The sequence below is a fragment of the Pseudobythopirellula maris genome, from assembly GCF_007859945.1.
GTDB classification, from domain to species: Bacteria; Planctomycetota; Planctomycetia; order Pirellulales; family Lacipirellulaceae; genus Pseudobythopirellula; species Pseudobythopirellula maris.
Map to the genome: position 1 here is coordinate 155,943 of NZ_SJPQ01000003.1, position 12,622 is coordinate 168,564.

The 12,622-nt window shown below is 68.0% G+C and carries 7 protein-coding genes; 4 read left to right on the plus strand and 3 right to left on the minus strand.

Features of this window, described 5'->3' with window-relative positions:
* The first annotated feature begins 331 nt into the window (after window positions 1-331).
* The 3 genes from Mal64_RS13485 (at window position 332) to Mal64_RS13495 (ending at window position 4,622) form a co-directional block, all read left to right on the plus strand.
* Window positions 332-1,783, plus strand: coding sequence for a DUF1593 domain-containing protein (locus tag Mal64_RS13485; protein ID WP_146401113.1), 1,452 nt, complete (start codon window positions 332-334; stop codon window positions 1,781-1,783).
* 102 nt (window positions 1,784-1,885) lie between these two features.
* Complete coding sequence (locus tag Mal64_RS13490; protein WP_231993741.1) at window positions 1,886-3,268, plus strand: pectate lyase family protein; 1,383 nt, start codon at window positions 1,886-1,888, stop codon at window positions 3,266-3,268.
* A 247-nt stretch (window positions 3,269-3,515) separates the two neighbouring features.
* Window positions 3,516-4,622 (plus strand): alkene reductase, encoded by a 1,107-nt coding sequence (locus tag Mal64_RS13495; RefSeq protein ID WP_146401115.1) that lies wholly within the window; start codon window positions 3,516-3,518, stop codon window positions 4,620-4,622.
* Between the two features lie 77 nt (window positions 4,623-4,699).
* Here Mal64_RS13495 and Mal64_RS13500 read toward each other — a convergent pair whose 3' ends face one another.
* Window positions 4,700-8,131, minus strand: a complete 3,432-nt coding sequence (locus Mal64_RS13500; RefSeq protein WP_146401117.1) for a PAS domain-containing hybrid sensor histidine kinase/response regulator — start codon at window positions 8,129-8,131, stop codon at window positions 4,700-4,702.
* Between the two features lie 769 nt (window positions 8,132-8,900).
* Here Mal64_RS13500 and Mal64_RS13505 point away from each other — a divergent pair.
* The gene (locus Mal64_RS13505; RefSeq protein WP_146401119.1) at window positions 8,901-9,905 is read left to right on the plus strand and encodes a Gfo/Idh/MocA family protein; all 1,005 of its coding nucleotides are present in this window, start codon (window positions 8,901-8,903) and stop codon (window positions 9,903-9,905) included.
* On the opposite strand, the gene Mal64_RS13510 is transcribed toward Mal64_RS13505, so the two are convergent.
* The gene (locus tag Mal64_RS13510) at window positions 9,902-10,966 is read right to left on the minus strand and encodes a glycoside hydrolase family 25 protein (protein WP_146401122.1); all 1,065 of its coding nucleotides are present in this window, start codon (window positions 10,964-10,966) and stop codon (window positions 9,902-9,904) included. The two genes, Mal64_RS13505 and Mal64_RS13510, sit on opposite strands and share 4 nt — an antisense overlap.
* 187 nt (window positions 10,967-11,153) lie before the next feature.
* Complete coding sequence (locus Mal64_RS13515; RefSeq protein WP_146401124.1) at window positions 11,154-12,545, minus strand: Nramp family divalent metal transporter; 1,392 nt, start codon at window positions 12,543-12,545, stop codon at window positions 11,154-11,156.
* Between the last annotated feature and the right edge of the window lie 77 nt (window positions 12,546-12,622).

Genomic DNA, 12,622 nt, shown 5'->3' on the forward strand with positions numbered 1-12,622 from the left:
CGGCTCACCAGAGCCGGCCGCCAGCGCGGCTTGGGCGACACTCCATCGAGACCCCACTCAGGCGCGAGAGTTCCATCCGGGCTCTCTCGCCGCGTGCGCGCATCAATCGGCAAGAGACGCTCTCGCTCCAGAGGAGCCTGTTATCAAGACACGCCCGCGGCGGCGCCTGCATCGCGTAGTGGCCGTGGGTTAGAATGTCGCGGCGGTTGAGGCTTGGTGGCCTTCGACGCGATCATACTGCTGCAGACCTTGCCTTCGTGACGCACATGTCGCGGAGCGGAAATGCGGCGGCCCTTTTCATCCACATCTCGATCGAGGCGGCGACATTCGCATGCATGAGTTCCCATTCGCCATCCGCCAAGCGGTGACCCTGTGCCTGGCAGCTGCTCTTTTCGCGACGCCTTTTGGAAACACCGCCGCGGCGGAGCAGCAGGGCGGCGAGCCGTCGCCGAAGCCGCGTGTCATCGTCACCAGTGACGGCGAGATCGACGATGAGTGCTCGATGGTGCGGTTCTTGCTCTACGCCAACGAGTGGGACATCGAGGGGATCGTCACCTCGAGTTCGCAGTACCACTGGCAGGGGCACAGCTGGGCCGGCGACGACTGGATCGATCCCTACCTCGACGCCTACGCCGAGGTACAACCCAATCTGGCCAAGCACGACAGCCGCTTCCCCACCGCGGAATTCCTGCGGGCGCGCACGTTCCTTGGGAACGTGAAATCCGAGGGCGACATGGACGAGCCCACCCCCGGCTCGCAGCACATCGTCAAAGTTCTGCTCGACGACACGGACGACCGGCCGATCTGGCTGCAGGGTTGGGGCGGCCCCAACACGATCGCCCGCGCGCTGAAGACCATCGAAGAGGAGCACCCGGGCAAGATGGCCACGGTGGCCGCGAAGCTCCGCTTCTTCTTCATCTGGGAGCAAGACACGACCTACCAAGACTACATCCGCCCGCACTGGGGCAAGTACAACATCCCCACGATCATCTCGGATCAGTTCATCGCGGTCGCCTACCACTGGGACAAGATCATCCCGCCCGCGGAGCGGGAGTTCTTCCGTGGCGAGTGGATGAACAAGTACATCCTCAAAGACCACGGCCCGCTCTGCTCGTTGTACAAAGCCCACAGCGACGGCGCCTTCCGTTCGGAGGGCGACTCGCCCGCGTTCCTGCACACCATCCCTACGGGATTGCGGAACATGGAGTCACCCGGCTGGGGCGGTTGGGGCGGCCGATACACGCGGGTGCGCGCCAACACCTGGCTCGACCCAGTGGCCGACCCGTCTTACGACTACCCCGAGGGCAGGTGGTACAGCAGCAACGCCTGGGGCCGCCTGCGCGTTCGCAAAGGCATCAAGGACGACCCCAAGCTGATGCAGTACCTCAAGCCGATCTGGCGTTGGAGCGAGGCCCTGCAGAACGACTTCGCCGCGCGGGCCGACTGGTGCGTCGCCTCGGTCGAGGACGCCAACCACCCGCCGCTGGTCGTGCTAGGGCACGAGGCGGACCTGATGGCGCAGCCCGGCGCGACCGTCGAGCTCAGCGCCCACGGCACGCGCGATCCGGACGGCGACAACCTGAGCTACCGCTGGTGGCAGTACCGCGAAGCGGGCACGCACGACGGCGGGGTCGAGATCCAGAACGCCGGCCAGCAAAACGCCTCGTTCGCCATGCCAGCCGACATCGAAGAGGCGAAAACCATCCACATCGTCTGCGAGGTGACCGACGACGGCGCCCCCGCGCTCACGAGGTACCAGCGCGTGGTGATCGGCTGCGAATAGCGCCAAGGCCCTTCCCGGCCGCGCTGTGGCGCCAGCCACCGTCGCGGCGCACGGCTCGCGCCAAGCCGGGCGACAGGCTCTCTCTTTTTCTCTGGAGCGGTGATGCACAAAGCTATCGTCCTGGCGGCGTTCGCCACGGTTCTTCTGGGTGTGAACGCCCGCCCGCTGCCGGCCGAGCAGCTCGCCTTCCCCACCGCCGAGGGCTACGGCAAGCACACCGTCGGCGGACGCGGCGGGGCCGTGTTCGAGGTGACCAACCTCAACGACTCGGGCGAAGGCAGCCTCCGCGCGGCGGTCGAGGCCAAGGGGCCGCGGACCGTGGTCTTCCGCGTGTCGGGCGTCATCGATCTCGAGAGCGACCTGAGGATCAAGAATCCTTACCTCACGATCGCCGGCCAAACCGCCCCGGGAGACGGGATCTGCCTGAAGCGGCGTCCGCTGATGATCGGCGCCGACGAGGTGATCGTCCGCCACATCCGGGTCCGGTTCGGCGACGAGTCGGGCCAAGACTCCGACGCGATCTCCGCCAGGTACGTCAAGAACCTCATCCTCGACCACGTCTCGGCCAGTTGGAGCGTCGACGAAACGGTTTCGATCTACCACTGCGAGAACGTGACCGTCCAGTGGTGCCTCGTCTCCGAGAGCATGTTCAACTCGAACCACAGCAAGAGCACGCACGGCTTCGGCGGCATCTGGGGGTCGAACCACAGCTCGTACCACCACAACCTGCTGGCGCACCACTCCAGCCGCAACCCGCGGTTCGCGTCGGGCTGCGGCAACACCGACTACAGGAACAACGTCCTGTACAACTGGGGCTACAACAGTTGTTACGGCGGCGAGAAGCAGCAGAAGGGCAACCCGAAATTCAACTTCTCGCGCATCAACATGGTCGGCAACTACTACAAGCCGGGCCCCGCCACGGCGCCGGGCGACGTGTCGCACCGCATCGCCAACCCCTCCTCTCGCGGCAGCGACGACAAAGGCGAGTGGTACATCGCCGACAACTTCGTGGAGGGCGCCCCCGCGGTGACCGCCAACAACTGGGAGGGCGGCGTCCAGCCGGGCGACCCGGAGTTCAGGCTCGGGCAGCCCTGGCCGGCGATGGCGATCAACCAGCAGCCCGCCGAGGAGGCGTACGAGTTGGTCCTCAAGAACGCCGGCGCCACCCTGCCCCGCCGCGACCCGGTCGACACGCGCGTGGTGCAAGAAGTCCGCAGCGGCACGGCGACCTACGAGGGGGTCTACGACCAGCGGAAGAAAGTGGCCGACGCGTCCCTGCCCAGCGGCATCATCGACTCTCAGAACGACGTGGGCGGCTGGCCCGAGCTCAAGAGCACGCCGGCCCCCGCCGACAAGGACCACGACGGCATGCCCGACGCCTGGGAGGTTTCCCAAGGCCTGGACCCCAGCAACGCCGCCGACCGCAACCAGCTGGCCGGCGACGGCTACACGATGCTCGAGCACTACCTGAACAGCATCGAATAGCCCCCTCGGCGGGTTGCTCGCGATGGGCGAATGCTACTAGCGGCGCGCGATGGCGTTCTGATCTTCGCTGCGAACTATTGAGCCGCGCACGCCGTACCTTGGCTCAGGCGTCCCCGCCACCGCCCGGGTGGCGAGCCAAGGGCGCCCCCCGCCCCCTCCCCTCGGCTTGCCGCAGCAACCCCCGGTGGCTTCGCGCGGCAGCCGCCCCGCCGGCGCTTCCCCCTCAGGCGCAGAACTGGAGCCAACCATGCCCGCCAACGATCCGCTCTTCGAGCCTCTGCGCCTCGGCGCCATCGAGATCCCCAACCGTGTGGTGATGGCCCCGCTGACCCGCGCCCGCGCCACCGACCGCACTCCCAACGCGCTGATGGCCGAGTACTACCAGCAGCGGGCCAGCGCCGGGTTGATCGTCTCCGAGGCGACCGCCTTCAGCGAGCAAGGCTACGGCTGGCCCGGCGCCCCGGCGCTCTACAACGACCAGCAGGTCGACGGCTGGAGGCGGATCACCGACGCCGTCCACCAGGCCGGCGGCCGGATTTTCCTGCAGCTCTGGCACATGGGCCGCGTCTCGCACCCCGACTTCCAAGCGGGCAGGCTGCCGGTCGCGCCGAGCGCCGTCGCCGCGGCGGGCGACGCCCACACCCCGACCGGCAAGAAACCGTTCGTCACGCCGCACGCCCTGTCGGTCGACGAGATCGCACGGGTCGTCGACGACTACGCCGCGGCGACCGCCCGCGCCCGCCGGGCGGGCTTCGACGGCGTCGAGGTCCACGGCGCCAACGGCTACCTGATCGACCAGTTCCTCCGCGACGCGTCGAACCGGCGCGACGACCAGTACGGCGGCTCGATCGAGAACCGCCTGCGGTTCCTCGGCGAGGTGCTAGCCGCGGTCACAGCCGAGTGGGCGCCCGAGCGGACCGGCCTGAGGCTGAGCCCCACAATGAACGGCATGGGGATGAGCGACAGCGACCCGGTCGCGCTCTACACCGCCGCGGCGGAGATGCTCAACGGCGTGTCGCTCGCCTACGTCCACACGGCCGAGGCGATCGCGCCCGGTCGCCTCTACAATCCCGACGCCCCGCGCGTGACGCCCCACATCCGCCGGGCGTACGAGGGGGTGCTCATGACCAACGGCGGCTACGACCACCAGACCGCCGCCGAGGCGATCCGCAGCGGCGCGGCCGACGCCATCGCCTTCGGGCAGTCATACATCGCCAACCCCGACCTGGTGGAGCGCTTCCGCGCGGGCGCGGCGCTCAACGAGCCCGACCATTCCACCTACTACACGCACGGCGCCGAGGGGTACACCGACTACCCGGCCATGGCCGAGACCGCCCGTACGGCGACGGCATGAAGGCCGTGCGGCGGCGCCCTCGAGAACGGCTTTCGCTTTAGCGCGGACGATCGCCGAAGCGATCGGCGGCGGGGCGGCTACGCATCCTGCCGCACACGGCCCTCGACCGTTTGCAGGTACGCCTCGAGTTGGTCGGGGTCGGGCGGCTTGACCATGTGGTGGTCAAAGCCGCTCGCCAGCGCCTTGTCGCGGTCGGCCTGCATGCCATAGCCCGTCAGCGCCACCAGGCCGATCGTGTCGCTGTACCGGCGGCGGATCTCGGTCGCTAGCTCGTAGCCGCTCATCCCCGGCATCGAGACGTCGGAGACGACGACATCGGGCCGGAAGTCGCCGATCACCCGCAGGGCGTTCTCGCCGCAATCGGCGGTGAGCGTCTCGTGCCCCATGTTCTCCATCAGTCGGCTGAGCGTGTAGGCGATGGCGCGCAGATCGTCGACCACCAGCACGCGGAGCGGCCTGGTCGGGGCGGCCCGATCGCTCGGCGCCACCGGCTCGCCTTCATCGTCGATGTCGTCCGCTTGCGGGGGGGCCGTCGTCGGCAAGTGGATCACGACCCGGCAGCCTTGCAGGTGGCCCGCGCTCTCGATCTCGATCACCCCGCCGTGCAGGTCGACGAACTCTTTGACCAGCGCGAGCCCAATCCCCAGCCCCGAGCCACCGGAGAGGCGCTCGATCTCGAGCTGGGTGAACAACTCGAAGACCTTCGACAGACTCTCCGCGGGGATGCCGACGCCCGAGTCCTTGATCTCGATCCGCGCCGAGTCCCCGACCGACGTGAGCGTGAGTGAGATATCGCCGCCGTCGGGGGTGTACTTCACCGCGTTGTTGAGCACGTTCGTCACGACCTGCGTCAGCCGGGCGTGGTCGCCGTGCACGTACAACGGCTCAGCGGGGATGTCGACCTTCAGCCGGTGCTCGGCCGCCCGCACCTTGTCCGAGACCGACTCGACCGCTTGCCGCACGATCTCGTCCAGACCGCAGAGCGTGCGTTGCAGCTGCACCTTGCCGCGGCTGATGCGCGAGACATCGAGCAGGTCGTCGACCAATCGCACGAGTTGCTTGAGCTGGCGGTCGGCGATCTGGGAGAGCTGCCTGACCTCGGCCGCGTCGTCGGCCGAGTCGTGCATCAGCTTGACCGCCGAGGCGATCGGCGAGAGCGGGTTGCGCAGCTCGTGGGCCAGCGTGGCGAGGAACTCGTCCTTGTGGCGATCCGATTGGCGGAGCGCCTCCTCGGTCCGCTTGCGATCGGTGATGTCGCGCGTCGAGCCGGCCACCGCCTCGACCGCGCCGTTCTCGCCGAACACCGGCACGAAGATGTACTCGTACTGGCGGGCGCCGAGGTGCGAAACGAAAGTCGTCTCGTCGCGGATCGTGACCCGTTCTTCGATGCACTGCTTGATCTGTCTTTGCAGGTGCTTCGCTAGATCGGGCGGGTAGTTCAGGCCATAAAAGTTCTTGCCGACCGCCTCGTCGGGAGTCTTCTGCAGCAGGTCGAGCAAGGCCTCGTTGAGGAACGTAAAACGCCCCTCGAGGTCGAACGTGTAATTAAAGTCTTCCGTGTTCGAGAGCACCGTCTCGTAGAGCCGTCGCTGCCGCTCCGACTCGGCCGCGAGGCGGGCGACCGTCTCCTCGCCCTGCTTCTGCTCGGTGATGTCGACCACGACCCCCGGCAAGCGGATCGCCCTGCCCGAGGCGTCTCGCTCGACACGCCCCCGAGCCACGACCCAGCGGGGCTCCGAACCGTCGCCCCGCAGGCGGTACTCCGCCTCGTAAGTGTCGCCCTCGTCGAGCGCTTGCCGGATGGTGGACTGCACCCGCTCGCGGTCGTCGTCGTGGATCGCACGCAGGTAGATCTCGAGCGGCGCGCCCTGGGCCTGCTCTTCCGGCACCCCGAACATGGCGGCCAGATTGCGGTCGGCCCGCATCACGTCTTGCAGGACGTCGAACTCCCAGGTCCCCACCTCGCCGGCCGAAAGGATCGACTCGAGCCGCGAACGCGCCTCTTGCAACTCGCCCTCGACGCGTGACATCTCGCTGATGTCGGTGTTGGTGCCGAACCACTGCACCACCGTCCCCTCGGGGTCCAGGACCGGGTGGACCCGGGTCAGGAAGGGGCGCAGCACCCCGTCGGCGCCACGCAGCGGGTAGACCATCTCGAACTCTTCGCCGCTCTCGAGCGAACGGCTCCAACGCTCGAGCACGGTGGGCAGCGTCGCCGGGTCGTGGACCGATCGCCACCCCCAGCCCTCCATCTCCTCGGGCGTGGCGCCCGTGTACTCGTACCACGGCTGGTTGTACCAGAACACGTAGCCATCGGGTTTCGCCATCCAGGCGAGGTGGGCGATCGAATTGGCGAGCGTGCGGAACTGCAGCTCCTGCCGCTCGAGCGACTTCTGCTGCTCGCGGCGCTCGCGGACGTCGCGGAAGATGAGCACCGCCCCCACCACCTGGCCGCCCACGCGGATCGGGCTGGCGCTGTCCTCGATCGGCAACCGTTTCCCGTCGCGGGTGATGAGCCTGGTGCGGCTCTTCAGGCCGGCGGTCGCGCCGTGACGCAGCGCGCGACGCACGGGGCTGACGACCTCCTCTCCCGATTCCTCGTCGAAGATGGCGAACACCCGCTCGATCGGCTGGCCGACCGCCTCGTCCGCCGACCAGCCGGTCGCCTTCTCGCCGACGCTGTTGATGAACGTGATGCGGCCGCGGCTGTCGGTCGTGATCACCGCGTCGCCGATGCTCGCCAGCGTGACCCGCAGCAGCTCCGAGCGCTCGCGTTCTTCGCCGAGCCGGTCGAGCTCCCGCTGGACGACCGAGGCCCGTTTGCCGGCGTCCGACGGCTGCGCGCCCCGCACGCAGCGCGACAGCGCCTCGTGCCCGTCGAGCAGGTGCGTGACATCCTCCTCGACCTCGAGCTCCGGGTGGATCTGGGTCCAGTAGTGCGCGGTGCGGACAAACGTCAGGAAGACGAGCAGGTGCTGGAACGCCCGACCGTCGCAGGCGTGGCGGAGCGCCTCGAGGCTTTCGGCCGCTTGATCCGTCTGCAAGAAGACGTGGGCGGCGCAGGCGAAAACCGCCGCCTCTTGCTCTTCGGAGAGCTCCGAGTCGAAGGCAAAGGGCTCCGTGCGCGCCCGCAAAACCTCGAGCGACGGCGCCAGATCGTCGCCGCTCGGGTGGGGCGTATCGATCAGGCTCAACGCCTGATCGAGCGAGTCGGGCGCCGACGCGTCGTCGCCCGAGGGCCGCCCCAGGCCGACCAGAAAGCCGAAGTGGCGGGCCAGGCAGTACCGCACGTCGCAGAAGCGAGAGAGGTAAACAAACAGCCGCTCCTTGAACATCGCCGGCAGCGGGCTGTCGAGGTAGCCGAACTTGGCGAACTCCCAAAAGCTCTTGGCGACCTCGGGCGCCTCCGGCCCGAGGCGGAAGAAATTGGGCAACAGCCCAAACCTATCGGCGATCTCCTGATGGACCTCCGACTCGTAGTCCGGCACGCGGCGAGATTCGTCGCTCATCTTCGTGTTCGTCCACACCCTTGCGCCAGTTTCCGCCAAGCACCGCCCTACCAATCGGGTTGCGTCGGCCTGCAGACCGATAGCAAACTCCACCAGACAACTGCGGCAATTGCTTGTCCAAATGATAGTTAGCAACCCAAGGCTCTCACCAGCCCTGGTCGCAACTCAACCAACGACTCCACGTGCTTTCAGCGGCGGGGTAAAGACGGGTAGGAGCAGCCCGCTAGCGGACGCGCGGTGCTGCTTGGTGGCAAGCCGTGCAGCGGTTCAGGTGGACAGACCGTCCAAATCTCGAACCCCGAATTCTCTCGCCCGTTTTTCCGCCGTCGGCGGCCGGCGCCGCGCTGAGCTAAATCATGCCCCAACGGCGCCTTACGACAAAATCGCGAGTGGCCAAGAATCGCTGCTGCGCGCGCGGCCAAAAGCGATTGTCGAAATTAGGTAAAACGCGTGCTACAAAGATAATTGGGCGCCGCAGGGGGTCGTTCTCACGGCGACGCCCTGCGTTCAAACCGACAAGTCACGCCGCCGCCCCCGCGTGCGCTGCGTTTTTCGCCCGCTCGCTGCGAAGATCGGCGCGCAAAACTCTTCCAGTGGCAATCGCGGCGGACAATCTCAAGTATTCTTGGCCGCGCGGCGGTGGTCTTGGCCGCGCTGCGTTGGTCTTGGCCGCGCGGCGGCGGTGGCCGGGGCCCCTCTCGCAAGGTAATCTCACGGCCTGGGCGGCCCGCCGCGAGCCGCCGATGATCCCCGCGAACGAGGCCGTGCTTTGAGCGAACCGACGAAACTCCGCTGGGGCGTGCTGAGCACCGCCAAGATCGGCCGCAAGCAGGTGATCCCGGCGCTGCAGAAGTCGCGGCTCGGCGAAGTGACAGCGATCGCCTCACGCGACCTGGCCCGCGCCCAGCAGGCGGCCGACGGGCTGGTGATCGGCCGCGCGTACGGCTCGTACGAGGAGCTGCTGGCCGATCCCGCTGTCGACGCCGTCTACAACCCGCTGCCGAACCATCTGCACGTGCCGATGTCGATCGCCGCGCTCGAAGCGGGCAAGCACGTGCTGTGTGAGAAGCCGATCGCGTTGTCGGCCGCCGAGGCCGAGAAGCTCCTCGCCGCCGGCGAGGCGCATCCTGAGCTGAAGCTCATGGAGGCGTTCATGTACCGCTTCCACCCGCAGTGGGAGCGGGTCTTCGAGCTGATCGCCGCAGGAACGCTCGGCGAGCTGCGCGAGGTGCGCGGCTGGTTCTCGTACTTCAATGACGACCCGCAGAACATCCGCAACCAGAGCGACCTGGGCGGCGGGGCGCTGATGGACATCGGCTGCTACCCGATCTCGATGGCCCGTTTCGTGCTAGGCCGCGAGCCCGTTGGCGTGCTGGCCCGCGTGGAGCGCGACCCGCGGTTCGGGACCGACCGCCACGCGGCGGCGGTGCTCGACTTCAACGGCGGCGCCGTGGCGACGCTGAGCTGCGGCACGCAGATGGCGCCTGGTCAGGGGGCCACGATCGCCGGCACAGCGGGCGTGCTGCGGATCGAGTGGCCCTTCACGCCGCCGCCCGAAGACTCGGTGCGGATGTGGCTCGACCTCGACGGCGCCACCGAGGAGATCGTCGTCGGCGCCTGCGACAAGTACACGGCCCAGGCAGACCGCTTCGCCGAGGCGGTGCTCAACGACCAGCCCGTGCCGACGCCGCTCGCCGACGCCGTGGCGAACATGCGAGTGATCGAGGCGGCGCTGCGGAGCGGCGAGTCGGGCCGCCGCGTGGCGATCGGCTAGTGGCCCAAGCCGCCCCGTAGGCGACCACGCAAACGGCGCCGGCCGAAGCACGCGCCCGCCGCCAGCATCAGCGAGTTCGGCTCGGGCACGCTGGCCGTTTGCGCTGAGCTGAGATTCGATTTGCCGAAGTTGGCGACCCAGATGTCGTAATCGAGCTCGTCGATGCGGCCGTCCCCGTTGCCGTCGGCCGCCCCGCCGCGGCGGGCGCCGCGCGTGTCGCGCCACACGGTGAAGTCGGCGGCGTCGACCATGCCGTCGTCGTTGTAGTCGCCCGCCAGCGAGACGACCCCCATCACGTACTGCTCGAGGTCCTGCATCGTGCCGTTGAAGTAGTCGCGGTCAACGTTGCCCGACACGCCCGCCACACTGCCGGTGGCCGTGTACTGCCAGAAGTCCCACGTGTCCCAGATGCCCATCTGCGTCGAGGTCGGCTGGCTCCCCCAGCGGGCGAACCACAGCGGGTGCTCCGCGATGTCGTTGGCCAAGTAGTTCTGGGCGAACGACTGGCCGGTGTAGATGATCGGCTTGACGCCGAGACGCGTTTCGACAACCTGCGAGAAGTCGCGGACCCACTCGGTGATGAACGCCTTGTTCTGGGCGGTCGTGCCGATGTTGACGTGCTCCTCCAAGTCGAGCACCGGCGTCAGGTACGAGCCGGGGTGATTCGTGTAGAACGGCTCGATCGCGTCGACAAAGTCGTTCGCCTCGTTGGCCGCGTCGAGCGGGTCCGAAGTGAACGTGTTGGGGTACCCGTAGTGGTAAGGCCCGGCCAACACGCCCGCCTCGCGGGCGTTATTGAAGTTCTGGGCGAACCTCGAATCGACCTGGTTGGTGCCGTTGGTCGCCTTGATGAACGCGAAGTCGGTTCCGGCGTTCTTGACCGACGTCCAATTGATAGCGCCCTGCCAGTGCGAGACGTCGATGCCGTTCAGGTACTGCGCGTCGGCCCGGCTGGTCGCCAGCGTCGCCGCCAGCAGGCCCAGCGTCGCCGTCAGTAGGTAGAGCGCAGCCCCTAGGTGGCTTCGTGTGCGGCTCGTCGACGGAGAATCAGCGGTCGTCATGGTGGGCTTCGCCGGGGGGGCTGTTGGTTGGCGTTGCGGGCGGGGTAGCTAGTCTATTGTGACAGACCGCTACCGAATGGACGACGGCGGGGGCGCATTCGCGAGGTCGCCCTGCGCAAATCTTCCTGACTCGCCTAGGGGAGGCGGGCTTCCGGGAGGCCGCCAATGGCGAGGCGCCGGCCGGGAGCTAGCCGAAGTACTCGATCGAGGCCTTCGTGACGCCCCACACGGCGAGCGACGCGATCAGCCCCGCGCTGAGCCAGAACGCCGCCCGGTAGATCGGTCTCGGCCTCAGCGCGGGCAGCGCTCGCCGCGTGCGGAAATCGACCGCCGCCCACACCGCCAGCAGCAAGATCGCGCTCGTAGCGACGCCGCCCCACAGCACCATCCAAACCGGCTTCTGCACGAACAAGTAAACGGCCGCCCACGAGAGGGCGATCGCCCACGCCAGCACGGCGATCGTGCGGCGGCGGCTCGTCGTGTTGTGCAGCCGTACCCACCCCAACTTGTCGAAGGCGTCGGCGTACATGCGGCACCAGGCCGCCAGCGCCGCGAACACGCTCGAATAAAGCACCACCAGCGCCCCGGCTAAGAACACGTGGCGGCTCCAGGGGCCCAGCGACTCGGTGTACATCGTCGCCAGGGTCTCGATCAGCGCGTAACCCTCGGGCGCCTCGCCGCGGGCGTGCAGCACCGCGGCGCCCAGGCAATAGAACGCCGCCGTCACGACGGTGTAGGCGACCATCGATAGCATCGCGTCGAGCTGCATCACACGGATCCAGCCGCGGGCGCGGGCGACCCACGCCTCGTCCGCCGGGTCGTATGGGCCGGTCTTGGCGGCGTAACCCTTCTCCAGCAGCCAGTAGGAGTAGTGCATGATCTCGTCGCCGCCGACGCCGGTGAGCCCGAAGGCGCCGATGACGATGATCCACGCCCCCTCGGGCACGTGGCCGCCGAGGCCCGAGAGCACGTCGCCCCAGCTGACGGCGTAGTCGGTCCATTGCAGAGCCGCGACCGAGACAAGTGTTAGCAGCGAGAACATCGCCAGCAGCACGAGCGACGTCCGCTCGACGAACCGATAACGGCCGTAGCAGACCAACAGCGCCGTGACGCCCGCCACGCCCCACGCCCAAACGGCCAGCGGCACGCCGGGCCAGACGATGCCGAGCACCATCGCCACGCCGCCGACGATGCCGCCGACCTGCAAGATCTTGATCGGCTGCAGCAGCACCCACGCCCAGATGGTCCAGTGGACCCGGGCCGGTTTGGGCCCCGGCAACCGGTTCATCGCCTCGACGCACGTTTCGCCGGTCTGGATCGTGTGCCGGCCGAACTCGAGCTGCACGGCCACCTTCACCAGACAGCTCACCAGGATGACCCACAGCGTGGCGAACCCCGCCTTGGCGCCCAATACCGTAGTGGCGATCAGCTCGCCCGACCCAACGATCGACGCCGACAGGATGAACCCGGGGCCGCAGTACGACAGCATGCCGAGCCACGTGGTGGGGGGCTCCTCAACGCGGCTCGGGTCGAGCTTGTACGGGTCGATCGGGGCCGAGTCGGCGTGAGGTGAGGGCATCGGCGGTGACTAGAGAGGAGAGGATTGGCGCCCTCCCCCTGTGTGGGAGGGGTGAGGTGGGCACTACCTAAATTGCC